Source organism: Lacticaseibacillus suilingensis, from assembly GCF_016861845.1.
Lineage (GTDB): Bacteria > Bacillota > Bacilli > Lactobacillales > Lactobacillaceae > Lacticaseibacillus > Lacticaseibacillus suilingensis.
In genome coordinates, this window is sequence record NZ_BOLV01000015.1 from 16,113 (window position 1) to 38,553 (window position 22,441).

Below are 22,441 nucleotides of genomic sequence, written 5' to 3' on the forward strand. Positions count from 1 at the left end.
CCTCCTAGCGTTTGAGACCTAACCGGCGGCGGTTGTCCAAGCACATGTACTTGAAGTTGTCGCAGGTGTGGTCGTTTTCCTTGATGACTTTGGGGTCATCGCTTTGAATGGTCTTTTCGTCCCATTGGTACTGCTGATGTTGTTCTAAGAAGATGTCGTTGCCCTCTGTCTCCAAAACAAAAACCCGCCCTTGTGCGAGCAGGTCTTGAACAACGTCTATCATGTCGGCTTCTTTAAGCTTGGCCACTGGGTGCCAGTTGTCGTGGTACTCGTATGCATACTGGTTGCGGATAGCACCTTCCGCCGAGTCGATGGTCTTGCTGACTATCTGAGCGGCCGGGTATTGCTTGCTCATCGTCATGATGAAGGCGTGCATGTCCTTGACCAGCTCACTCGGCGGCTTCTTGTTGACCTGGTGTGCCGGCGAGTAGTAATAGGTGTCGAGTACATACACATTACCCTTGGCGCTGAACCCATAGACTGTGAGCGCCGTGGCTGACTGCATGTGCCCGGTATCGATCGAAAAGGCCAGGGCCATAATCTCATCGTCAGCAGGCACCTGCTGCAACTTGTGGAACAGCGCCATGTTGTATATGTTCGTGCCAAGGCCAATAATCTCGCCGAGGTACATCCAGCGGTAGTAGTCCAAATCGTTGTCATGGTAGCGCTGAATCTTCCGCAGCAATTGCTTCGAGTTGTAGTGACGCTTGTCGTCCAGGTATGTCGAGTGATGGATGTAGTAATCGGGATCGCTTCGGTGCGAGTCAACATACTCATTAATCCAAGCCCAAGGATTCTTTGGTGGATTCCAGGAACCATACACCCCAACCTCCAGGCCTTCTGGCAAATCCTCACGGATGAAGGAGTCCTCAATTGTGTCGATCTCGGCCGGCCCATCGAAGGCATCCATTTCTTCAAACCATAGGTCTTTGACGTACCCGACCGGTATCTTGAATGACTTGAGCTTTTCTGGGTCGTCTGCACCGCTGAAGTAGAAGCCCGTACCCCATTCCTTATGAATGATTTCCAGTGGGTTGGTAGTGAAGTTAAACTGCTCGGCCACGCCAGACTGAATTAGCGCCCATTTGATTTGTGAGTACACCGACTTACGAAGCGTGTTGGCCACCTTTCTCAGAGCCACCACGTTCCCATCAGGGTAGCGCATCTTATCCTGAACCAACTTGAGGCTTATTACCGAAGATTTAGTGGACGAACGGCCGCCCTTGGCCAACTTGTGAGACTGAGGTGCCAACCAGAACGGGTAGAACACCGGGTTTATCTGCTTGAACGGATCATTCACCTGTGTGCTCATACTCATCAGGATGTTCCTCCATGTACTGACGCATGGCCTCTTCTGAGTCGATAAATACGACTCTGCTTTGCCCGCGCTCGGCGGTGACCTGGCTCGCCCTGGCCTCTGAAATATCGGCCTCGGCCTTCGACTTTCTTGCATCAGCTTTCAGTTTGGCAATCTGTTGATCTTCTAGTTCCTTGCTTGAGTTCCTGAGCATACCCTTATACTTCAAATACAATTCAAGAGCTTCAACCTGCTGCTTAGGCCCTGGCGAATATTTCATTGTCGTGTCTTCTAGCATCGTCTTTTTAATGTTGTCATATGTCGAGCTTCTGGCAGTGATCTCACGGCCCATGCCAATGTCAAGCAAGTGGATAATTGCCTTATCAACATCGAGATCAGCCTTGCGTTCAATCGGTTGCAGGCGCCGTTTCATGTAAGCTTGAATTTTAGGGTTTTTTAGGGTTTTCGCTGCGTTAGCCCCAATGTTGTGTGGCGAATATCCAGCGGCTCTCGCAGCCTCTGTAGCGTTGCCTCCGTTGGTAAGATAGGCATCAGCGAATGCTTTCTGCCGCTTGCTTAGTTTCATCACATATCACCACACCTCCCGCGCTTCTTCTTGTCATCCTTAGTCTTCTTCTGAGCTTCCTCTTTGGCGAGTTTCCCGATGATTGAGGCCTCAACCTTTGACATGTAGCCGCACTTTGTCATCATCATTGACATACGATCACCCCACGAACAGCGAGTCTTGCATCTTGGCCTTGAGGCCCTGCATGGCCTGAAGCTCGGCTTGTGCTTCATCGGCCTTATCGTCAACCGCCCGCACCATCTTCACAATGGCGTCCTGCGTGTCCCCGTTATGCAGGTCAATGGGGAAGTTGGCCAGCTCATGCTCCTGAACGTTGAGGCCCGTCGCATATATCCGCATAAACTCTGCGGCGTTCATCTGCATCACAATGTTGAAGTAACGCGGGTTGATGCCTGCCTGCGGGATAATCACTGCGTCTTTAGCTGGCACGGTTCCGGGCTTTTCGAGATACCCGACTTTCCCTCTGGTCGCGGAGATTTGGAATGTGCTGGCGCCGTGCGGATAGATGTGTCCCGCCTTGGCACGCCCAAACTCTGCAACATCGCCAAGCCTGACGCGTTCCCATGAGTTGAAATCAATCATAATAGCGTCAGTTGCTCCTCTCTGTGTTGCTTAGCGCGCTTACCGAAGAATTGAACGAACCTGTCGAGTTCGGCCTGTGCCTCTGGCGTGCTAGCCACTAGCTGGGCAAACTGGTCGGCTAGGTCTTGCTCGTTGTGTGTAATCTGCGCGTCAATCTCAGTCATGTTATTCATGATTTCCGTTAATGACGGCACGGGTTCAGGCTCGAACGTGTCAACGTAGCGCGTAATATTGAGGTTGAAGTCGTTCTCCCGCATTTCATCAAGTGTGGCTACGTGAGCGTACTTGTCTATTTCTTTGCGTGCATGGTAGGCTTCAACAACTCGCCTAACGTGTTCAGGCTTGAGAACGTTCTTGTTCTTCCCCTTCTCAAATTCATTGCTAGCATCAATGAATAGAGTGTCCGTATCCGTCCGATGCTTCTTGAGCACCAGCAGACAAACCGGAATGCCAGTCACATCGAACAGCTTGTCTGGTAGACCTATCACGGCGTCCAAGTGTCCTTCTTCGATAACTCGTTGCCGAATTTTTCCTTCTGATGCTCCACGGAACAGAACTCCATGTGGTAGCACGTAGACTGCGGTGCCGTTGTCATTGAGCTGGTCGATGCCTTCCAGCACGAACTGCCAGTCTGCTTTCGACTTTGGAGCTAGCGGGTAGCCATCAATGGTAAGCGACTTGTCCATGCTCCAATCGAGTGAGTACGGTGGGTTTGAAATCACAGCATCATAGCTCATCAACCCACCCCCTAAGTTCGTATTCTTTGAGCGTATCAGGCGTTTTCGGAAGCATGCGGAGAGAATTACCTTCTACCTGATAAACGGCCTTGGCGGTACGCTCTAGGCTGTCACCGTTGACCACGGTCGCATTAATCTCACGCGCCAACATGTTCAGTAGCAGAAACGGCAGTGAAGCACTGCTGATTTCCTCCACAACGTAGGTACCCTTGTGGTTCGCTCCCCACTGGTGGATAGTTAGTCCACCGATACCGCCAGCAATATCTAGCACTTGATCACGTTGGCCAAGAATGCCGGTGATGATTTCGCCAATCGCGTCTGGTGTGTAGTCCTGTTTGTCGCCTTTGCGGTCGGACTGGTTATCCATGAAGTACTCACGTAGATGCTCATGCTCAAGGTCCGGGAGACTGTCGCGGTAATCTTGCACGAAGGCGGGCCGCTGTTCGTTATCAAGTAGCACCTTCATGAGCGCTGTCGGTGCCTGGTATGACTCGCGAACCCCAAGCATTGCATTAATGTCCATGCATAAACCTCCAACTAAAAAAAGACGCCACGGCGTCTTCTAAACTGGTCGCACAGGTAGCGAACCCACAAGGCGCCAAGCGTCACGACCAACATCAAGTTTTTAAGCCGCACAAGAGAGGAGCTTCACCTCTCTTCTTTGGTTTATTTTTGCTTATGGTTGCTACCGAACCACCACTTGCATGTTATCAATATAGCGCGTTGTTCATCGTTGTGGTGTCGCTTCTTCATCGCCGTTGTTTCGCTCTTGCATCGTTCTCGTGTCGTTATTTCGGTTCAGCCGCACTCATCTGGACGATATTCTCCAGCTTGACCGCCAGCCACTTGCCATCATCGACCGTGAGCACCGCGCCGCCCTTATCGCCAGCGATCCAGCGTTTGAAGTCGCTCCGCTTTATGACTACATTCACCATGTTGTAAGTGTCCACGTTTTCTTCTTCCGGCTGCCAGAGCATAGCGTAGACGGTAAGGTACTCGCCTTCAGTCACGGTCGCTCACCGTCCTGTATACCAGTAGCTCGCTCGGTACTGGTGGCCACACTTCCGCGAACGCCACCAGCGCTTCCTCTTTGGCGTGGTAGTACGCCGTGTTGCTCATGGCTAGGCGCTCCATCAGAGCCTCTGCGGTTAGTGGCCGCCCTATGTACAGCCCGCACAGGATCACCTTGGCCTCATCGCTCTCGATGCACTCAATCGCGCGCCGCACCCGCTCGGTGAACTCTTTGTCGCTTAGGTGCTCGACAATGCGCCCTTCTGCGGTGTTTTCGACCGTGTCATTGCGCGGCATGCCATCTAGTGACGGAGATGCCAGCCCCAGCACGTCCGCCCGCTTTGCCTTCTGTTCGCGGTGCCTAAAATCGCCCAGCAGCCGCTCCGCATTCTTGGCTGTGGCCTCGCGATCAAGCCGCCTGAAATATGATTGGACCAAACGCCCCATGCCCTGCACTCCCTTTGTGGTAGAATTGAATTGTCGAGATCCAATCAGCGTGCCGGTGGTGCGCTATTTTTTTGCACTATTTTTGTGGCTGCATAGCGTGCTTGAGCTCATCGGCAAATCGTGTGAATACGACCGTTGCGCCTTTGCATACCTTCCCGAATGCCGTCAGATATGCCCGGAGCTCACGGTTCAAGCGTCTGCGCTCGGCTGCCGCCTGCTGTTTCCTCAGCTTCTGCACACGGCGATGTCGGTCATTCATTGGCGTTCCTCCAGCTTGTCCAGAACTTCATAGAGCAAGAAGATGATTGTGTAGCAGAGAAACGTCAGCAGGAACGTGGCACCATTCATGTCGCGATAGCTTGAGAACGTGAAGGCAACTGCTATCACGTTGCTTACCATTGCCAATATGCGGTTCCAACCGATTCTACGCATCACGACTTGCCCCCAGACTGCGGCCGCACATCGGGCAGAAGTGAATCGGCTCCCAACCTTCATCATCTCCTTCCGCAAAGATGCCAATGATTCCTCCATCTTCGATTGCCATTTGCGCGCTTTCGTATTGTCCGCCCGCTAACATCATGCCGCCCTTGATGTGAACCTTCCGGCCAAGGTTATCGCTGTACGTTGTATCACCATACTTGTCACCGAACTCATGGCACCACGGGCACGCCGGGTCACCGTCAGTGGCGGCGGCATATCGCTTCTGCATGTCCTTACGGTACTTTTCTCCATAGGATGTATATCCGGCCACCAGCGTCATACCCACGGCCTTCTCTACAGCTGCGTTAAACACGTCTTTCTTGGTTTCCTTACTCATGCTCGGCCACCTCCAACTGTTCCCTGTTGTAATCAATGATGCGTTGATAATTGTTGTTGGCTTGCCATGCGCAATCATACAGGCCACACAGATCAAGCTTGCCGATTGCATTGTTAGCGGCATTGATAGCCTTTTGCGCCGCGTCTATGTCAGCTTTAGTCGTCATGCTCGGCCACCTCCATCAGCTCCCGAAGCCACTTTCGACTGATACTCAATAGCTCTGAACAGTTGTTTCAGGCTTTCGTATTGTCGTTGTTTGACCTTCATCCGATTAATGAGTCGATGCCGCGGCATCTGCCAGCAAATCATGGCGCTAGTGGTTCTGCGCAACAGCTCCTGTCGCGCGCGTAGATTACGTTTTTTGTAAATTCGGTCACGCTTTTTCATCCTGCACCTCCATCAGCTCCGGATTCTCAAAAATGTTGCCGATGACCTCGCAATCTTGTGTAACATGCCAACGTTTTGGGACTGGATATTGTTTGCTGAACATATCTGGATCGTTTGTGACAATCTTTGTCATCATCACGCCATTCGACGGCCAAATTGACACCTTGCCAATGATATCTGCATCAATATCCCAATCCGTGCCAATGAAGCCAAGCGTGAGTGGGTCATAGTGCTCTCCAAACGATCTGGTCATGTGATACCTGACAATGTCACCTTCGTAGATTTCCTTGTCGTTCTTGTCGTGCAGGCCAGTAAATTGCATGAGTGGTGAATGGCGCATGCTCAGCCACTCTTCATCGTCTACCAGTAACTCTTTGGTGTTGAGGTGAAGTTCGGCGACTTCAACCATCTTTTCACCGTCCCACGCTCGAAACTTAATTTGTCTCATCTCGCACCTCCCGTATGATGTATCCCCCGTCGCGCTCCTCACGGTCTTCTAGCTCGCGTAGCAGGCCGAGCGCCATTGCGAGCCACCAGAACCGGTCTTCCTCCATCGGACTACTCATCTCGCACCTCCAGCATGGAGTATGGGCAGGCTTGGCATGTCAACCTGTTCTGCCCATTCATCAACGGCGGCCATGACGCGTCTGTGTGCGGCTTCCCATTCGTCCACTGTTTTGATGTCTTCTTCCAGCACCAGAGTGGCTTCAAGATATTTAAGTGCCTGCTTCATGTCGTTGAAATAGTGAGTATTACTGTAGGTAGTGTTACCTTTCTTGCTGGTTGATGCTTTACCGACAGCGATTTGACGATAGCCCGTCATCCAGAGCTCGTAACCGCCTAGTGCTATTCTCAACGCCATCAGTCCTCCGCCTCCAGTTTCACGATTTCTCCTGTTTCCTCAACGCGCCAGACACCTAGTACCCATGCACGGGCTATTACATCACTATGCAGTAGATAATGTTTTCTAAGATCTTCATGAATTGCTGAAACAACCTTGTCCACGCTGATACGCCATGGTTCAACTAGATCAAACAATAAGTCCGTTAAACCTTTTTCACTACCATAAGTTGTCCAATAAAACTTGACTGCATCACTTACGACTTTCGGAAGCACCGGCAGATAATCTGGCAACGCGGCGTCATATGCAGACATATCTTCCTGATAATCTCTATCGATTTCCTTTTTAGATTCCATGAGTTCAGAATCATAAACGCGAAGCTCACGGGCAAACTTATTAACTCTAGTGAACACTTCCCGCTTCGTCTCATTGCTCATCGTCAGTCACCTCCACAGGTGTGATTGCCTTAACCCAGTCAGGCGCCGCGTCGATGTCGGCCTGGGTGACGGTGTAATGCTCCCGTGCTTTCTTAAATGAAACGCAAGGTCCCTGATGCCACGCGGGCCCAGCATGATATTCTCTATTTACCACCGCGTAATGGCTTTGATCTGGATCATCGTCGTCAGCTCCGTATGGCATTGGCAGCACGTACCGTTTAGGTTTCTCAACCGTCCAGCCGTTGACGTAGGCGCGCATGAAGCGGTCTTCGGCAGTATGGTCTTCCTCGCCTTCGTCACACCACCCAGAGATTGCAGACACCGGATATCCGCTTGTTTTCGCCCGTTTCAGCATTTCCGCTTCCTCTTCGCTCACCACGACCTTCGCCGGGGCCTCGATCAAGGGAACTACTTGGCCGCCATACACGTGGGCAAGCGTGTCAGCGTCATGTTGGTCGAAGAAGTCACCGTCATCGCGGCTCCAATAATGGCTACCGTTGGCCTCGATGCAAAGCCACTTGCCTTCATCGTTCTTCACTGCATATAAGCTCATTTCGATGCCTCCATATTTGCTATACGCCGAACCTTTCCGCCTATCATCTTGTACCTCTTGTGGTCAACAGCTACGCTTGTCACGTGCTCGCCAAACCGTGTGGCGGTTTCGAAAGCAACCTCTGCATCTTCGTCATCCTAGTACCAAGCGTTCAAAGTGGTGTACAGCTTAATGATTTTGCCACGGTTCAGTAGCCTGATTTCTTTGTAGTGGTCTGGGTCAAAGTGTTTGAAGTACCATTCGTTGGCCGCCTTCTCTTGCTCCGTTAGCTCATTTGCCATGTCATGCCTCCATCAGAACGGCAGATCATCATCGCTGATGTCTACCTGCCTGCCATTGCTTGCGAACGGGTCATTTGCCGCCTTCGGTGCCGTTTGCGCTGGTTTAGGCTGTGGCACATAACTATTCCCGCCAGTATGTTGTGGCGCCGTCTGCGGCTGATTTGTGGCCTCTGGGGTGGCCTGCGTGCCTTTCGGTTCCAGCAGTGCGAAGTTATCGACCACTACTTCGGTCACATAGACGCGCTGGCCTTGGTTGTTGTCGTAGTTGCGCGTTTGGATGTGTCCTTCTACGCCCACCAGTGAACCTTTGCGGGTGAATTTGACGAAGTTCTCCGCGCTCTTGCGCCAGATCACACAGTTGATGAAGTCCGCTGTTGGCTCACCGTCCCGCTTGTACTGCCGGTCAACTGCCAGCGTGAACGTGCCGACTGCGGTGCCGCTTTGCGTGTAGCGCAAGTCCAAGTCACGGGTCAGGCGGCCTGTTAGTGCGATGCTATTAATCATGGAGATCAGCCTCCTTCACGAACACACCATTCACCATCTTGCCTTGGCGGTCTTTGATAACGTTGTAGGCGAGATGGAAACACGTGTCTTGATGCAAACCCACTTGTAGGGCCAATACGGTCAACACAACTTGAATATCGCCCAAGCTGTCGCTTGTCTGGTCACGATTGCCTTTGTTGATGCCCCTTGCCAACTCTCCGACCTCTTCCATGAGCTTGCTCATCTGGGCCTTTGGGTCGCATACGTCAAGGCCATGAGCTTCTGCCCATGCCTCAACTGATTTTGTATAGTCCATTTGTCCTCCTACGCCTGTTCTTCGCTGAACAGGCCTGTCTTATAGTCATACCTGGCCACCGTCACCGGCAATCCGTAGCGCCGCATGAAGATTGCGATGCGTAGGCTGGCGCTATCTGTCATCGTGGCGGTGCCGCCCTTCACGTCTACAACCTTGGCCAAATTATCGCCTTCGTAGATGCAGAAGTCCGGTGTATACACCCGCTTCGAGTATTGCTTCCGGTTGAGCGTGAAGCTGTGTAGAATCTCAAAGCTCTGGTGGTAGGTAAATCGCACTCCCTGCCGAAGAAGTTGGTTGTAGTACGCCGCCTCAGCCATGCTGTCAGCAATCTTGCCGTCTGCGGTCTCCGTCTTCTTCGCGTTGTACTTGTTATTACCCCGCCAAGTCATGCTTCATGCCTCGTCAGGATAACGAGCGTGAGCATGATGTTTGAACACATCATCAGGAAGAAAGCCTTGAATGGGCTTCCGTAGAAGAAGAACCAGCCGCCAGCCGCAATCATCACGATTGCCAGTACGAATGTGATGTACTCAAGTCCGTTTTTTACTTTTTCGATTTTCATTTGCGTTTATTCCCCCAAGCTACGACCAGCAAGGCCGTTTCGATAATCAGTGCGATGTAGATCAACGCCGCCATGCGTTGGATGCCTCGGTGGACTCTGATGGCTTAATGGTTCCGTCTTCGGCCTCAAACCAGTTGCCGGAGTGAAAGATGCCCCATTCGTTTTTCTCTTCGCCCTGGAAGGCGTACTTGACGATGTGCCGCTTTCGCGCCGTGTCGATTTTGGCGATGTACTCAATGCTGCCGTCTGGCTTGAGCCACTGGAGGTGGAAGTGTGGTCGTGTATCAATGTCCCTTCCTCGGCGAGCGGCGGCAAGCAGGCTCGCGCCGATGCCCAGCTCGTGTGATGCCTGGGCCATCGTATAGCCACGATTTGCCAGCGCTCGAAGCTGGTCGCCAAGCCGCCGATACTTCTCATCGCGCGCCTCCTGCTTGGCCTTTGCTACCTTCTCCGGATCACGCCGAACAAATGGCTCTGCCTGAACTGGCTCACTCTTTAAGACTTTTTCATCAACGAACTTCTTGTTCACCGCAATGCGCCCCGCACACGCCGTCTTCTGCCGCCGTGTCAATTCGTCAGAGTTGCGAACATCAACGATGATGACGTGCTCACGGTTCCGCACGTAGACGCCGTGGAAGTTATTCCAACTCTTCTCGTATGGTGGCAGTGCATCGAAGCCCGCCGTATACTCGTGCACCAGTACCGTTTCGCCAATTCTTGCTGTTTTTAATGTCATGCGTCATGCTCCTGTCTTAGTTTGTCTAGCTCCGCTAACTGTGCGGCTTGGCCTGCATCATCTAAGCCACCCCATTGCGGAGAAATTTGTTGATGAAGTACTGCTGACCCTTGCCCGTAACCTTCACGGTCTTACTGATGGACACGGTGCCATCGCTGTGATTGATGGCTGTTTCTTTGACTTTGAACAGTTGCATGTCTGCGCTCCGTTGGGTTGGCTGGTTCCAATCAGTCCCCTTGCGGTTGATGAGATAGCCCTGCTCACGAAGTGTTTGGAATAAACGGTTCTGGCCAATGTCAACGCCGTTTTAGCGAAGCAACTTTGCCAGCTCACCAATCAAGATGGTGGTGTGACTGACTGCCACCGCATCGGCAAAGATGGCCTTTGGTGCTTGAATAGCGATTAGCTCCTGCTGTTTCTCAATCTGTTCTGCTTGGTCTGCCGCAAGGCGCAATGCCTCTGGAAGCGTCTGCGGGACGCCCGAGCGAACCTGCCTTTCCATTGAGTTGAAGGCCTCGATGTACTGGAGCTTAAATCCCATGGCCTGCTTGCCCGTAAAACCCATAGCCAGTAGCGTGAAGCCGTCGCGGTTCATGTAGTACATCGGGTATTGCTTGCCACGATTTGCGTAGGCACTTTCGGCGAACATTTGGCGGGCCAAAATTGGACTGCCAGATTGTTCGATTAGGTTCTTAATGTCTCGCATCACATGGTTGTGATTTTTGCCGAACGTTTCGGCTACTTGCAGGCTAGTGGTGACCGCCTGCCGGTCGTGCATGATGACTAGGTTATTCATTCAGCTTTCTCCTTTTGCTTTCGCAGTTCCTCCAGCGCAGCCAAGTTTTCAGCCAGCTCTTTCTTTTGGTCATCTGTGGCCTCTTGCTTTGGCGCTTTGTAGCCGGGCTTCATCCAGTCTGGAGTGGCTTCCTGCCGCTGGGGCTTGCCGCCGCTTTGCTGTGGTTTAGCCACACGCGGCACGCTGTTCACGTAGCCCTCAAACTTCGATGCGCGGAAAATGGTGCTCGGCCTGATGTACTGCTCCATGTCAGTGCCAAGCCACCCCGCAGTCACGTTGTCGATGGCAGTTTGAATATCCTTTGGCGTGAAGCCTTCCCGTAGCCGCTCATGAACTAGCTTCCGGTTGGTAGCCGTATTCTTGAAGTGTTTGCCGCTCTTTTCGTTGAGATATTCAAATAGCTTGTCGAAGTCGACATGCGGTTCGGCGCTAGCCGGACTATGGTTTTTATCTTTTGTCTTGTCTTTGTCAGGTAATAGTAAAGTACTATGTTCAACGACCTGACCAACAGATGACCCAACAACCTGGTCAACAGGTTTGTAACTAGCTGGTAAGCTGTTGCCCAACGGCTTGGTAAACTCTTTGTAGAGTTTTACTAGTTTGTAAGCTGGGGCTGTTTTATCTTTTTTGCCTGGGGTGTATTCAATCAAGTGTTCCTGCACTAGGCGGTTACGTGCTTGGCTCAAGCCTTGTTCCGTTAGTGACGTGCGACTTGCCAATACCGAATTGCGCAACTTGAATTGTTCGTCTATCTTGCCTTCGTCATTCGCGTAGTCCAATAGTTCGCGATACAAAACGTTCTGGCCTAATGAGAGGCTCAATTCTTCTGTGAGCAATTTGCGGTAAGCTCGTCTTTGCTTGAAGTAGTCCAACAGATCACCCCCTACCCTGTTTTATCGTTTGTCATTGCTGTGCCTCCTAGAATGGAAGCTCTGGTTCGGCTACTGGTTCGTCAGCAACTGGCTCCGGTTGTGGATCCGGGGCAACTGCTGACATATGGTGGAAGGCGTCAGATACGGCTTGATATTGTGCCTCTGTCATCTGTCCCCACTTGACCGGTCCAAGCTTCGATTCGCCCACTACGGTGGTGAATACATCATTGCCATCAAGGCCGCGCACCTTGGCAAACTCCTTGAGCGACTCGAGCAAACGTTGCTTTTGCTCGGCAGTAGCAACAGGTTCGGCAGGCTGTGTAGGCTTTGCCGGGACGATCTGCTGTTCATAACGCCGTGCTGGTGCGCGCCGTGGCTGTTCTTGCTTAGGCTGGGCTTGGCGATTTGATGCGGCATTTCCATCATCGTCAGCATCACCGACAAGCCCGAAGGCTGTCTGGAGGGTGTAGCGCCGTGCGTAGGTTTCAGCGCTCCCAAGCTCCTGCGCGGTGCCCTTTCCTGCTGGCATAGTCAGTGGTGAGAACTCGATGTATTCGCCACTGTCATGAAAGATGATGGTCTGCACTGTGACGCCGCCCTGATCGTTTGAAACGTCCTGCGTCCATGAGAGGCCGGTGTTTTGAATGCCAGCGTCAACGGACTTGATGACGGCTGAAAGGTCAGAATACTTCGACTTGGTAAATGGGTTCGTGGCGTTCTTGTCTGGTTGCTTAACTTGAGTACGAAACTTGCGCATGTCTTTGATGAGTTCAATAGTCTTTTCAGAGCGTTTCATGGTTATGCCTCCTTGATTGATTCGTAGCTGATTTTGTTGGCCTTCATGAAGTCGGCCAGTGCCCACATCTTTTCCTCGGTTGTTGTGACGCGGAATGCACGGGTGTAGACCGGCGCTTGTTGCTGTGGTTCTTCATCAATTAGGCTTGTTTGCTCCGGATGTGGCACAATTTCGCCCGTCTCACGGTCAATCGTGGTATTGCCTACCTGTTCCTGCTTGGCCTTGGCAATCGCGTCTGCGGCCTCTTTGGCGCGCTGTGCGCGTTCTTCATCCTTCTTACGCTGCATCAGCGCCGCGTCCATACGAACTCGGAGTTCAGCAAAGGTGGCACCGGCTTCGATTTCTTGCAGCCAAGAATAGGCATCTAGGTTGTTGGCATCTGCGTATGCCTTAGTGGCCGCCTTATCCGATGCAATTCGTTCGCGTTGGTCGACCATGCTTTTCAGCTTGGCCCCGATCGCACGGGTGAGACCAATCGTTGGCTTGCCTGTTGGCGTCCACATATTGACTTTGTCCCATCCGTCCTCTAACTCAACGTCCGTAACGTCAATCTTGTAGGATGGCGCAAGCTCTCCGATGTAAGCCAGCAGCTTGTCGTGTCGTTCATCTTCTGCCGCTTTTTGAAGCGTCTTGACGGCACTGTCGATTGGTACGATGGTAGCGTCAATTTCTCCGGTGAGCACCTTGACCTGATTTTCAAAATCGTGAAGCGGTTGGTTATATTGCTTTTTGACTTCCTTGCGCTGGCTGTCGATGGCAGCTTTGAACTTGCGTAGCTTTGCCAGTGAGTCTTGAGCGTCTTTTAGCGTTCCGTCCGTCACAACCAAGTTACTGTACTTTGATGCGTACGCGGCAACCTGCGCTTTCAAGTCGTCGTAGTTGTTAATGGTGATCGTGCTTGGCTTGTAATCGACCTGATACTTTAGGTCTTGTGGTGCGGTTAATTCGTTTGTCATGCCTTTTCCTCCGTTGCTTCTAGCAGTGCTGTGAGTTTGTCCTGCATCTCGTCCTCGTAATAGTCTTCGAGGTCTGCGTTCAGTTCATCGTCCATATCAGCGCACCACCTTTCGCTTTGGTTGCTGTCGTGTTAAACTGAGGTAAATAATGTTTTGTTTAGTTTCTTTCGCCTCTGCGGTTGCCTCCGCTGGGGCTTTTTTTGTGTCCTGCCAGAAGTTCGCCGTTTCTTCGGGGTAGCTGGCTGGGTCGCTTGGGTCGATGTCTTGCTCATACCAGTTGAAGAAGTCTGCGGCCGCTGGGTGCTTAGCCATGAAGTCTTCAAATGCGTTTGTAATGATTATCCATGGGTGTTTCATGCTTCCTGCCTCCGTTTTGGGTTAATCATCTTTCTGCCGGAATTGCGTTCTCGCCACTGAATGAAGTAGTCAAGATCAACCGTCTGGGCTTCTCCCGGCCCCTCAAACTTGAGTGGTTCACCAGTCCAGCCTTGCTTCCAACGCGTGACCGTTGATGCTGACACATGAGCGAACTCTGCAAGCTCTTTAGCTCGCATCAGCATAGTTACCTTTCGATGCGTTGGCCTTTTGCGTGCTACGGCCTGTTGCCGCTGTACGATGGTCGGTTCCGGCATCTGCTTGAGTTTCCGCAGGTCTGTCACCTTTTCTGTGACCATGTAATGTCCTCCCTTCTGATGTAGTGCATCTTGACATAGGTTGGCATGCGCTCGTGTAGTAGCGCCGCCAGTGTAGTACCTAACCGGTCAGCTCCTGCCGTGAGCACCGTCAAGTCCATCATGGTGCTGTCCAGTTTCTCGAACAGGTAGGTCTTTAGGACTTCGCGTTCTTGGTCGTCTAGTGTCTCTGGATTGCTTATAACCATGCGAATGTGTCTCGCTTTCAGATACTGCTTTTCCTCGTCTTCCTCGAAGTCGTCATAATCCAGTAGTGATGACATGTTGGTTGGTATCTTGGAGCCGGTGAACGACTTGATGAGGCCAAGCATGAGGCTTCCAAGCTCTTGCGAGAATTGGTCATCATCGAGTACATGTGCCATGCTCACCGCATCGTCTGCACTCACTGGCGAGTTGTTGACGTAGTTGTTCACGCTACTCTTGCCCTTCCCCATCATGGCCGCCAGCCAACGCTGTGTGCCATCGGTGCGGCTAAGCGCCGCCGTTAAGTTACTTCCGATTTTGAGTTTCATTGCGATTTCTCCTTGCTTTGGAAAAGTCCCCCGCTGCTTCCAATAGCCACTCGCTTACACTTACAGTTGTCAAAACATGTATGCCTTGACTAGATGCTGGCGACCTGTTCGTCCATCTCTTTCTCTTCATCGCTCTCGATCAACATAAGTGCACTGTCGATGAAGTGATCTGATTTCCGCTCCAGTTGCTTGATGGTATAGTCACGACCGGCGCGCTGGAAGTACTCGTAGATTACAGTGATTTTCTCCTTACGGTTCATAGATGCTCACCTCCTTTAGCTCATCTTCACGGCCAAGAGCAATCATCATTTCGCGGTACTCATCGCTCTGGCGCATGTGCCGCAGATACTCTTGACGGTCGCGGGTGTGAATACCGTTTCCCAAGTCGTACATGATTGGTGATAACTTCGCGTTCTGGTTCATCGTGCTGCCTCCTTTGTACCCTGAGTAGTATCAATGGCACGAAAAAGCTCATCCATGCTAATCCCAAGAGAATTGGCAATTTCCTTCAGCGTGCTGAAGGAACCTTTGCGCCGTCCGCTCTCAATCGCCTGAACCATGCTTTGCGAAATGTTTGCACGCACTGCAAGGTCTTCTTGAGTAATGCCCTTGCTTTCGCGAAATTCTTTTAATCCCATTTCTTTTCCTCCCTTCTTGCCTTTGCTATGTACCCATAGTATTACTACTCTGCGTACTTTGCAAGCTCTTTTTGTACATTTACTCAAAAAAATATTGTGATTACTTTAAGTAATAATATACTGATTTGTAGGAGGTGATTGTATGACCACCGGCGAACGAATCTCCAAGCTCCGCAAAGAGAGGTCATTAACTCAACCTATGCTCGCAAACCAACTAAATGTAAGCCAGAGCACCATCACGAGCTGGGAAAATGACCGCCGTACAATAAGTAATGATGATTTGAAACAGCTTGCGGATTTCTTCCACGTCACAACCGACTATATTCTCGGCCTCACAGACACACGTATACCGGCTGGCAATAAATCAGCCGTTGATCTCGCCGACAAGAACGTCATCATGTCCTTTGAGGGTCGCCCTATCCCGCCCGAAGACATCGAACTGATGAGGCGGCTGTTGCGGGGTTCCAAAAAAGACGATGAATGATTACCTGACGCAGGTTCTGAACTACGCCTTTGAGCATGGCATAGGGGTAGAATGCTCAAACGATTTCTGTTCAGACACCCCGTGCGCATCGAACCCTGACGCGCGCCGCATCGTCATCAATATGAACTTCCACGACCAAGCCCAGCTCCCGCTCCAAGCGGCGCACGAGGTTGGTCACATACTTAACCAGCACAGCGGCTTCATGTATATGTTCACCCTGCTCAAGCAGGGACAGGAAGCCGAAGCTAACCGCACGGCCTTCCACATACTGGTGCCGATGTACTTCGCTGACACCGATCCGGAGGACGCCAACAGCCAAAACTTCATGGACGCCTTCCACGTACCTGAACCACTTGTCGGTATGGCAGAAGATGAAATCAAAAACTACTACCGCTAACAAAACCATGCGGAGGCAATATGAAACTAGATCCTGATTGTATACGTGACATCTTGCTGACCGTCGAACGCCACACGACGTTTGATAACGACGTGGAGCCAAAAGACTTTTCAACTGACGGCCTTGTTCAAAAATACGGTAAGCAAAAGCTGCTCTACCACATTCGCCAAGCAGGCGAATCCGGGCTACTAAGCCGTGTGAAATTTTATATGGCCGGTTTCAGTATTCAAGATTTAACACCAGCCGGTCACCAATTTCTCGCCGACATTCGATCGGACACAAACTGGAATAAAACAAAAAAAGTGGCTGCCAAAATTGGCTCCACTTCTCTCCAAACTCTTATATCGGTTGCTTCCAATGTCATCTCGGACTTGATTGAGAAAACGATGTATCCAAAGTAGCTGCACGGAAACTTAGCGTAATCTCTGGCTTTTCATTGCCGTGCACATGTACATCTAAATTCTTGATATGGGTAACCTCAACACCGTTCAGAATTACATGGCCGTTTTGGATGATGAATGAGTTTTCCATGGCTATGCCCCTTTCTGGTTTCAGTCATAGAATACCATTCTTCACTTAAAATTAGAATGAATGAAACACAATAACTTACGTCCAAATACTGATGACGGTAAAAGCTGACACCTTAGGGGGAATAAAAATGGCAAAGAAAGTTACTGGCGCCGATGGGAAGCAGTATAAGGTCAAAAAGCCATTCTATAAGCGCATCTGGTTTTGGGTTCTAGCAATTATTATTGTCGCTGCAATTGGCGGCGCAATGGGTGGTGGTAAGGACGACAAGAAAAACGACGACTCCACCGCTAAGTCATCTCAAGCCTCCAAGAGCTCATCCTCTTCAAAGAAAGACGATGGAAAAATCACCCGATCTCAGTTTGATGCAATCAAGCTTGGAGATTTAATGCAAGGTGCCGAAGGAGGCGCAACACTAGATCAACTCAAGCAAGAATTCGGCGAGCCAAGCTCATCATCTTCCGACACGACAAACGGTGTCAAAACCGATCTTCTAACTTGGGACAACGTTCAGGGCGGTTTCGGTGCCAACATAATTGTTTCATTTACAAACGGAAAAGCTTTCGGGAAGAACTTGACTGGTTTCAAGCTTTCGCGCAAGCAGAAAATCGACTTGGCCACTTTTAATAGCTGGCAGAACGGCATGAAATATGCAGATTTCACAGCCAAATACGGTCAACCTGATTACTATGATGAATCCTTAATCGGTGGTAGCAAGACGGTTACAGCGGGGTATACATCAGGCGTTAAAGGCGACTTTGGTGCAAATTTCAACGTCACATTCACGAACGATGCTTTGTCCGGTAAAACTCAGTCAAGCATGAAGTAACGGAAAATCAGCCCCGTAGCGGGGCTTTTATTTCAAGCATCGACCGAACACCAGTTTGTAACGATATTCCTACAATTCCAGAAATAAGGTGAACAAATGGCATCAATCAGCGGCTACAAGCTAAAAAATGGACAGCAACGTTACCGCGTCCAGTTATACGCCGGAACGAACCCGGCCACGGGCAAGGCAAAAAACATGAAGCGCGATGGCTTTCGCTCATACGATGAAGCCAACGCTTGGGCGAAGGTTCAGGCAGGCGCGGCCATCAACAACCCGGCTCACTCCGGATATAGGCTCAACATGCGCATTGGAGACTGGCTCCGCGATTGGGTCACAAACTTCAAGGTGAACGTCAAAGAAGGCAGCATGATTGTCTACCGCTACAATGTCGAGCACTACCTCGTCCCAAAAATTGGGCATTACACTTTTGGCGAATACACCCCTGCCGTTCACCAGCGGTTCATCATTGAGATGCTCGACCACGGCGGCGAAAAGGGCGCTCCCCTTTCCCGAAACACGGTGAACATCATCAACGGCACACTGAGTAACGCGCTCCAGAAGGCTGTGAAGCTCGGCTATATCTCGAAGAACAATGCCGCCGGGGTCGAGTTTCCGCGTTCCGCCGGTACCGCCAAACGTAAGCTGCACTACTGGACTCGCGAGCAGGCCAGTACCTTTTTGGACGCCGCCAAGGACGAAAAAGAACCGGTCTGGTACTACTTCTTCCTGACCATTCTCGACCTCGGACTCCGCAAGGGTGAAGCAATGGCGCTCCGCTGGGACGATGTCGACTTCACCGCCAACACGGTTGAGATCAACAAAACCCGCTTGTACAGAGCGGAGACTGGCGAGCATACCGGCGAGATCATACTAGATGACCCCAAGTTTCCGACATCAAACCGCACCATATACATGACCGACCGACTACGCGCCGCCCTCATCGACCTCAACCATGAGTGGTACCCGCAACCGACCATCGTGTCGCTTGATAATGAGGCAAGGGTGCAGCCTAGTCATGACTTCATATTTCGTTTCGTCAACGGCCGCTTCCGGGGCAAGGTGCTTCGCGACCGGTCAACCAACGGCGCATTTGAGCGCATTCGCAAGCGTGTTTCCCTGCCGCGCATCGTCATCCACGACCTCCGCCACACCCTCGGCGTCTTCCTACGCGAGTCCGGGGTACCGCTTGAGGACATCAGAGATGTTCTCGGACACAAGGACGTCAGCACCACGCTCATATATGCGGAGGTAACCCCGACCATCAAACAGCGGGCCGCCGTCAAGCTGAATGATTTTTTGGCCGATGGCAAAAAAAAGAACCCGAAACGGGTTCCAAAAATCAACTAACATTGACGCTCGTATCAACGATTTTGCCAACTGTTGGCCGTTGACGCTCATTTATGGGCGTCATTTTTTTGCATTCACATCGGTTTAAAAATTGCTGTAACCCGCGTCATTACAGGCGTGCGTTCAATTCCTTGGTCATATCTTCAAAACCGGGACGGCCAAGCAGGGCAAACATATTGTTTTTGTATGCTTCTACCCCTGGCTGGTTGAATGGGTTGATCCCGTTCAGGTAGCCAGAAATGGCAACGGCAGCTTCGAAGAAGTAGATCGTGTAGCCCAAGGTGTAGGCATCTTGCTGTGGGATGTTGACGGTCATCACTGGCACGCCGCCATCGGTATGAGCAAGCACAACGCCTTCGTAAGCTTTGCGGTTAACTTCGGACATCTTACGGCCTTCAAGGTAAGTCAAGCCATCCAAAGAGCCTGGTTCTGCTGGAATTTCAACGTCGTGGTTTGGCTTTTCAACCCAAACGACGGTTTCCATCAGATTGCGGCGACCTTCTTGGATGTATTGGCCCAAGGAGTGCAAGTCAGTGGTGAAGTTAGCACTTGATGGGTAAATCCCCTTTTGGTCCTTGCCTTCGGATTCACCCATGAGCTGCTTCCACCATTCGCTGAAGTATTGCAGCGTTGGTTCGTAGTTTTCCAGCAGCTCAGTGGTGTAACCCTTCCGGTACAGGATGTTGCGCAAAGCAGCGTACTGGTAGGCTTCGTTCTTGGTCAAATCAGCATCGCTGTATTCCGTGCGGGCATCAGCGGCACCTTTCATCAACTGATCGATGTCGCCACCAGCAACAGCGATTGGCAGCAGACCAACAGCAGAAAGAACCGAGTAACGGCCACCCAAGTCATCAGGCACAACGAATTCTTCGTAGCCTTCAGCATCGGATTCGCTCTTCAAAGCGCCCTTAGCGCGATCGGTTGTGGCATAGATACGGGACTTGGCGCCATCTTTACCATACTTTTCAATCAACTTGGCCTTCAGCACGCGGAAAGCGATGGAAGGTTCGGTGGTCGTACCAGACTTGGAAATGACGTTCAAGGAGAAGCTCCGATCGCCAATCATGTCAACCAGGTCGGCCAGGTAGGAACCAGAGATGGAGTTGCCGGCGAAGTATACTTCTGGCAGCTTACGACCTGGTTCGTAGTTACGGAAGGTGTGGGATAAGAAATCAACAGCCATCCGCGCCCCTAAGTAAGAGCCACCAATCCCAATGGCCACAAAGACCTCGGAGTCGTCTTGGATCTTCTTAGCTGCTGCTTTGATGCGGGCGAATTCGTCCTTATCGTAGTCAACGGGCAGGTCAAGGAAGCCGCGGAAGTCGTTGCCAGCACCGGTACCTTCGCGCAATTCCTTGTCGGCGGCGGTGACCATTGCTTGCATCTCGCCGAGTTCGTTGTCATGAACGAACTTGGTGAGCTTAGATGAATCAAATGAAATATGAGCCATGTGAATTCTTTCCTCCTATTGATTGCATTTCAACAAACTCAACTTTAATGGTCTAGGTTGCAAAATGCAAGGTAGGCCGTTTGAAAAAAACAAGTCTTAAGCAAGTAACGGCGCTACTTCATCAGGCCCAGCACAACGCCGCCTGCGATGATCAAAACCGAGCCGCAGGTGATCCAAACCATTTCCTTTTGGGTCTTGCGTTCGCCCAACAGGAAGATGGAGCCAAAGGTGGAAATCACAATGCCCATTTGGGACAGCGAGTAAGAAATCGCCAGCCCGACCTGCGCCATCGACACCAGCATAAAGACATTCCCTAGCCCCCAGACCAAACCGGTAATGACATTCTTGCCGGTGGCCTTAGCGAAGGCTTGATGACCGATGGAAAACAGCAGTGCGCCAATCACCATGCCGATTGCTTGCGGTAGCACCACGGCAGAGGCCCCAAGCGCCCCGGCTTTAACGATAATGGTATAGCCGGCATAACCCACGGTGGAAATGATCAAAGCGCGCAGGCCACCACTAAAATTAACGATGCCTGGTTCGCCAGTTTTCTCCTTGCGCGAGGTCAAAATTGCCCCAGCAATCAAGAAGACTAACGCCAAAAGGCCCAAAATGACCATTTTGCCCGTTTTCCATTCGGCAAACAGCAACGCGCCAGCCAAGGTATTCGCCACCAACTGCATCCCAGTGGACATCGGGACGGTCAAGGAAACGCCGATGTATTTCATCGCTTGGAACTGCTGCGACTGGCCGACACTCCAAAACAGGCCAGACAAAATACCCAGCACCCAAACCTTCGTATCCAGCACGGGCTGCGTAAACAGATAGGTACCGATGCCGAAAATCAAGGCGCCAAAGGTCATGCCTAAGGTTTGCTGATAGGCGTTACCGCCTAATTTACCGCTGATCAGCCCGATTGACCCCCACGCAAGCGCGGGAATCAACGCAATGATAATTGCCATGTGTATTTTCCTCTTTTCATTCCATTGAATTTTGCACAAGGCAAAATGTTAACAATATATTCTAGCGTGATTTCGTTTTCAAAACAAGCCTGCCGCTCACGGCTCGAGCCTATGGAACCGTTTACCCATCACAATATTGGACCGGACCAATTCAGCGAAAAAGCCAACCACAGCCGCGTTATTTTACCCATACCACCAGCGATGAAAAAATAGTTTATTTTTCAAATATTTTACATTAGTGTAGACAATTTGCATTGGTGCTTTCAAATATTGAGCCGATTGGTTGCCACTTTCAGAAAGCTGGTGCTGCGTGGTCCCATCAAAAAACCTGATTTAGCCACGCTAAATCAGGTCAACGCTTGCGGCTCCGCGGTGACAGCAAGCGCCACAAGCCAAAGCCGAGGATGGTACCAATCGTATTAAAGATGACATCATCGATGTCTGCCACCCCAGAAGCGAGAACGAACTGGAGCGATTCAATGGCCAGGGATAACAACAAGCCCCAGCCGACCACCCGCCAAGCGGCAATCTTGGTCCGCCGCAGCGAAGGGAGACCGAAGCCAAAGGGAATGAACCACAGCACATTGCCAAAAGATTGATACCACAGATCGATCTGGCTCCCTAGCCGCAACTTGAAGGTGTTCACCAGCGGCGTCCAATTGATGGCGCTGAGCGGCCTCTCCCAGTAAAAGTGAAGTTGCCAGGGATAGTACCACTGGCGGAACACCGTCAGCATCAACAGTAAAATCACATAAGCACTGAATAAGATGACTTTCACTTCATGCCAAGCGTCAAACCGCCGATGAAACAATAGCTTGAGGCCTAAACGCAGGAGCAAAAATAAGGCTAAGTAAAGGAGGGTTTTATCCAGGCTATACATAATCAAGCGCACCAGCGGCCAATGATTGATGCGCCCTTCCAGTTGCGCTTGCACATAGCGATACACCGGACCCAGAAATAACATCCCCACCCCTCCTTTGCAAAGTCATTCACGTTGATTGTATCAATTGCTAGGCGGCGCTTTCAGCGGCCGATTATGGTTTAAATCATTCTTACGAAACCGACAGATGCCGGGTTTTGGTTTGCCCGCCGCTGCTCAGACAGGTACA

The 22,441-nt window shown here is 51.2% G+C and carries 38 protein-coding genes and 1 pseudogene; 5 read left to right on the forward strand and 34 right to left on the reverse strand.

Going from position 1 to position 22,441, the window contains the following annotated elements:
* Positions 1-4: 4 nt before the first annotated feature.
* The 31 genes and pseudogenes from JUF11_RS09575 to JUF11_RS09725 all read right to left on the reverse strand — a co-directional run bounded on the left by JUF11_RS09575 (position 5) and on the right by JUF11_RS09725 (position 15,335).
* On the reverse strand, positions 5-1,318 hold the full coding sequence (locus JUF11_RS09575; protein ID WP_236000523.1) for a PBSX family phage terminase large subunit: 1,314 nt from the start codon (positions 1,316-1,318) through the stop codon (positions 5-7).
* Positions 1,293-1,883 (reverse strand): terminase small subunit, encoded by a 591-nt coding sequence (locus JUF11_RS09580; protein WP_236000529.1) that lies wholly within the window; start codon positions 1,881-1,883, stop codon positions 1,293-1,295. Before JUF11_RS09580 ends, JUF11_RS09575 begins: the two co-directional genes overlap by 26 nt.
* A 138-nt stretch (positions 1,884-2,021) precedes the next feature.
* Positions 2,022-2,465, reverse strand: coding sequence for a restriction endonuclease subunit S domain-containing protein (locus JUF11_RS09585; protein WP_204119406.1), 444 nt, complete (start codon positions 2,463-2,465; stop codon positions 2,022-2,024).
* Complete coding sequence (locus JUF11_RS09590) at positions 2,462-3,202, reverse strand: N-6 DNA methylase (protein ID WP_204119407.1); 741 nt, start codon at positions 3,200-3,202, stop codon at positions 2,462-2,464. The genes JUF11_RS09585 and JUF11_RS09590 overlap by 4 nt, the downstream gene beginning before the upstream one ends.
* Entirely contained in the window at positions 3,192-3,725 is a 534-nt protein-coding gene (locus JUF11_RS09595; protein ID WP_204119408.1) for a hypothetical protein, read from the reverse strand. The genes JUF11_RS09590 and JUF11_RS09595 overlap by 11 nt, the downstream gene beginning before the upstream one ends.
* 265 nt (positions 3,726-3,990) lie before the next feature.
* The gene (locus JUF11_RS09600) at positions 3,991-4,212 is read right to left on the reverse strand and encodes a hypothetical protein (protein ID WP_204119409.1); all 222 of its coding nucleotides are present in this window, start codon (positions 4,210-4,212) and stop codon (positions 3,991-3,993) included.
* Complete coding sequence (locus JUF11_RS09605) at positions 4,205-4,660, reverse strand: ArpU family phage packaging/lysis transcriptional regulator (protein ID WP_204119410.1); 456 nt, start codon at positions 4,658-4,660, stop codon at positions 4,205-4,207. The genes JUF11_RS09600 and JUF11_RS09605 overlap by 8 nt, the downstream gene beginning before the upstream one ends.
* A gap of 255 nt (positions 4,661-4,915) precedes the next feature.
* Positions 4,916-5,095: a hypothetical protein gene (locus JUF11_RS09610; RefSeq protein ID WP_204119411.1), complete on the reverse strand. Its 180-nt coding sequence runs from the start codon at positions 5,093-5,095 to the stop codon at positions 4,916-4,918.
* Complete coding sequence (locus JUF11_RS09615) at positions 5,085-5,477, reverse strand: hypothetical protein (RefSeq protein WP_204119412.1); 393 nt, start codon at positions 5,475-5,477, stop codon at positions 5,085-5,087. The genes JUF11_RS09610 and JUF11_RS09615 overlap by 11 nt, the downstream gene beginning before the upstream one ends.
* Positions 5,470-5,643 carry a hypothetical protein gene (locus tag JUF11_RS09620; RefSeq protein WP_204119413.1) on the reverse strand — a complete coding sequence of 58 codons (174 nt, stop codon included), beginning with the start codon at positions 5,641-5,643 and terminating at the stop codon, positions 5,470-5,472. The genes JUF11_RS09615 and JUF11_RS09620 overlap by 8 nt, the downstream gene beginning before the upstream one ends.
* On the reverse strand, positions 5,640-5,864 hold the full coding sequence (locus tag JUF11_RS09625; RefSeq protein WP_204119414.1) for a hypothetical protein: 225 nt from the start codon (positions 5,862-5,864) through the stop codon (positions 5,640-5,642). Before JUF11_RS09625 ends, JUF11_RS09620 begins: the two co-directional genes overlap by 4 nt.
* Complete coding sequence (locus JUF11_RS09630; protein ID WP_204119415.1) at positions 5,851-6,312, reverse strand: YopX family phage-derived protein; 462 nt, start codon at positions 6,310-6,312, stop codon at positions 5,851-5,853. The genes JUF11_RS09625 and JUF11_RS09630 overlap by 14 nt, the downstream gene beginning before the upstream one ends.
* Positions 6,313-6,426: 114 nt before the next feature.
* Positions 6,427-6,726: a hypothetical protein gene (locus JUF11_RS09635; protein WP_204119416.1), complete on the reverse strand. Its 300-nt coding sequence runs from the start codon at positions 6,724-6,726 to the stop codon at positions 6,427-6,429.
* Positions 6,726-7,142 (reverse strand): hypothetical protein, encoded by a 417-nt coding sequence (locus JUF11_RS09640; RefSeq protein WP_204119417.1) that lies wholly within the window; start codon positions 7,140-7,142, stop codon positions 6,726-6,728. The genes JUF11_RS09635 and JUF11_RS09640 overlap by 1 nt, the downstream gene beginning before the upstream one ends.
* A complete protein-coding gene (locus tag JUF11_RS09645) occupies positions 7,132-7,695 on the reverse strand; it encodes a DUF1642 domain-containing protein (RefSeq protein ID WP_204119418.1) in 564 nt (187 codons plus the stop codon). The genes JUF11_RS09640 and JUF11_RS09645 overlap by 11 nt, the downstream gene beginning before the upstream one ends.
* Positions 7,696-7,832: 137 nt before the next feature.
* The gene (locus tag JUF11_RS09650; protein WP_204119419.1) at positions 7,833-7,976 is read right to left on the reverse strand and encodes a hypothetical protein; all 144 of its coding nucleotides are present in this window, start codon (positions 7,974-7,976) and stop codon (positions 7,833-7,835) included.
* A gap of 12 nt (positions 7,977-7,988) precedes the next feature.
* The gene (ssb, locus tag JUF11_RS09655) at positions 7,989-8,480 is read right to left on the reverse strand and encodes a single-stranded DNA-binding protein (protein ID WP_204119420.1); all 492 of its coding nucleotides are present in this window, start codon (positions 8,478-8,480) and stop codon (positions 7,989-7,991) included.
* A complete protein-coding gene (locus JUF11_RS09660) occupies positions 8,473-8,775 on the reverse strand; it encodes a MazG-like family protein (RefSeq protein WP_204119421.1) in 303 nt (100 codons plus the stop codon). The genes ssb and JUF11_RS09660 overlap by 8 nt, the downstream gene beginning before the upstream one ends.
* A gap of 8 nt (positions 8,776-8,783) precedes the next feature.
* On the reverse strand, positions 8,784-9,164 hold the full coding sequence (locus tag JUF11_RS09665; RefSeq protein ID WP_204119422.1) for a DUF1064 domain-containing protein: 381 nt from the start codon (positions 9,162-9,164) through the stop codon (positions 8,784-8,786).
* On the reverse strand, positions 9,161-9,337 hold the full coding sequence (locus tag JUF11_RS09670) for a hypothetical protein (protein ID WP_204119423.1): 177 nt from the start codon (positions 9,335-9,337) through the stop codon (positions 9,161-9,163). Before JUF11_RS09670 ends, JUF11_RS09665 begins: the two co-directional genes overlap by 4 nt.
* A gap of 61 nt (positions 9,338-9,398) precedes the next feature.
* Entirely contained in the window at positions 9,399-10,073 is a 675-nt protein-coding gene (locus JUF11_RS09675) for a hypothetical protein (protein WP_204119424.1), read from the reverse strand.
* 61 nt (positions 10,074-10,134) lie between these two features.
* A pseudogene (locus JUF11_RS09680) lies at positions 10,135-10,869 on the reverse strand (phage antirepressor KilAC domain-containing protein).
* Positions 10,866-11,741, reverse strand: a complete 876-nt coding sequence (locus JUF11_RS09685; protein WP_204119425.1) for a conserved phage C-terminal domain-containing protein — start codon at positions 11,739-11,741, stop codon at positions 10,866-10,868. The pseudogene JUF11_RS09680 and the gene JUF11_RS09685 overlap by 4 nt, the downstream one beginning before the upstream one ends.
* A 46-nt stretch (positions 11,742-11,787) precedes the next feature.
* The gene (locus JUF11_RS09690) at positions 11,788-12,537 is read right to left on the reverse strand and encodes an ERF family protein (protein WP_204119426.1); all 750 of its coding nucleotides are present in this window, start codon (positions 12,535-12,537) and stop codon (positions 11,788-11,790) included.
* A 2-nt stretch (positions 12,538-12,539) separates the two neighbouring features.
* On the reverse strand, positions 12,540-13,493 hold the full coding sequence (locus JUF11_RS09695) for a DUF1351 domain-containing protein (protein WP_204119427.1): 954 nt from the start codon (positions 13,491-13,493) through the stop codon (positions 12,540-12,542).
* Between the two features lie 96 nt (positions 13,494-13,589).
* Positions 13,590-13,850, reverse strand: coding sequence for a hypothetical protein (locus tag JUF11_RS09700; RefSeq protein WP_204119428.1), 261 nt, complete (start codon positions 13,848-13,850; stop codon positions 13,590-13,592).
* Positions 13,847-14,167 carry a hypothetical protein gene (locus tag JUF11_RS09705; RefSeq protein ID WP_204119429.1) on the reverse strand — a complete coding sequence of 107 codons (321 nt, stop codon included), beginning with the start codon at positions 14,165-14,167 and terminating at the stop codon, positions 13,847-13,849. Before JUF11_RS09705 ends, JUF11_RS09700 begins: the two co-directional genes overlap by 4 nt.
* On the reverse strand, positions 14,149-14,697 hold the full coding sequence (locus JUF11_RS09710; protein ID WP_204119430.1) for a hypothetical protein: 549 nt from the start codon (positions 14,695-14,697) through the stop codon (positions 14,149-14,151). The genes JUF11_RS09705 and JUF11_RS09710 overlap by 19 nt, the downstream gene beginning before the upstream one ends.
* An 89-nt stretch (positions 14,698-14,786) precedes the next feature.
* Positions 14,787-14,957 (reverse strand): hypothetical protein, encoded by a 171-nt coding sequence (locus JUF11_RS09715; RefSeq protein WP_204119431.1) that lies wholly within the window; start codon positions 14,955-14,957, stop codon positions 14,787-14,789.
* Positions 14,947-15,120: a hypothetical protein gene (locus JUF11_RS09720; RefSeq protein ID WP_204119432.1), complete on the reverse strand. Its 174-nt coding sequence runs from the start codon at positions 15,118-15,120 to the stop codon at positions 14,947-14,949. Before JUF11_RS09720 ends, JUF11_RS09715 begins: the two co-directional genes overlap by 11 nt.
* The gene (locus JUF11_RS09725) at positions 15,117-15,335 is read right to left on the reverse strand and encodes a helix-turn-helix domain-containing protein (RefSeq protein WP_204119433.1); all 219 of its coding nucleotides are present in this window, start codon (positions 15,333-15,335) and stop codon (positions 15,117-15,119) included. The genes JUF11_RS09720 and JUF11_RS09725 overlap by 4 nt, the downstream gene beginning before the upstream one ends.
* 142 nt (positions 15,336-15,477) lie before the next feature.
* Here JUF11_RS09725 and JUF11_RS09730 point away from each other — a divergent pair, with 142 nt between their 5' ends.
* From JUF11_RS09730 to JUF11_RS09750, 5 genes are all read left to right on the forward strand, one after another.
* Positions 15,478-15,819 carry a helix-turn-helix domain-containing protein gene (locus JUF11_RS09730; protein WP_204119434.1) on the forward strand — a complete coding sequence of 114 codons (342 nt, stop codon included), beginning with the start codon at positions 15,478-15,480 and terminating at the stop codon, positions 15,817-15,819.
* Complete coding sequence (locus JUF11_RS09735) at positions 15,812-16,216, forward strand: ImmA/IrrE family metallo-endopeptidase (RefSeq protein WP_204119435.1); 405 nt, start codon at positions 15,812-15,814, stop codon at positions 16,214-16,216. Before JUF11_RS09730 ends, JUF11_RS09735 begins: the two co-directional genes overlap by 8 nt.
* A gap of 20 nt (positions 16,217-16,236) precedes the next feature.
* Entirely contained in the window at positions 16,237-16,617 is a 381-nt protein-coding gene (locus JUF11_RS09740; RefSeq protein ID WP_204119436.1) for a DUF2513 domain-containing protein, read from the forward strand.
* Positions 16,618-16,874: 257 nt separating this feature from the next.
* Positions 16,875-17,573, forward strand: coding sequence for a DUF3862 domain-containing protein (locus JUF11_RS09745; protein WP_204119437.1), 699 nt, complete (start codon positions 16,875-16,877; stop codon positions 17,571-17,573).
* Between the two features lie 96 nt (positions 17,574-17,669).
* Positions 17,670-18,920, forward strand: coding sequence for a tyrosine-type recombinase/integrase (locus JUF11_RS09750; RefSeq protein WP_204119438.1), 1,251 nt, complete (start codon positions 17,670-17,672; stop codon positions 18,918-18,920).
* 109 nt (positions 18,921-19,029) lie between these two features.
* On the opposite strand, the gene JUF11_RS09755 is transcribed toward JUF11_RS09750, so the two are convergent.
* The 3 genes from JUF11_RS09755 to JUF11_RS09765 form a co-directional block, all read right to left on the reverse strand.
* Positions 19,030-20,370 carry a glucose-6-phosphate isomerase gene (locus tag JUF11_RS09755; RefSeq protein ID WP_204119439.1) on the reverse strand — a complete coding sequence of 447 codons (1,341 nt, stop codon included), beginning with the start codon at positions 20,368-20,370 and terminating at the stop codon, positions 19,030-19,032.
* A gap of 113 nt (positions 20,371-20,483) precedes the next feature.
* A complete protein-coding gene (locus JUF11_RS09760; protein WP_204119440.1) occupies positions 20,484-21,332 on the reverse strand; it encodes a GRP family sugar transporter in 849 nt (282 codons plus the stop codon).
* Between the two features lie 352 nt (positions 21,333-21,684).
* A complete protein-coding gene (locus JUF11_RS09765) occupies positions 21,685-22,296 on the reverse strand; it encodes a VanZ family protein (RefSeq protein ID WP_204119441.1) in 612 nt (203 codons plus the stop codon).
* Between the last annotated feature and the right edge of the window lie 145 nt (positions 22,297-22,441).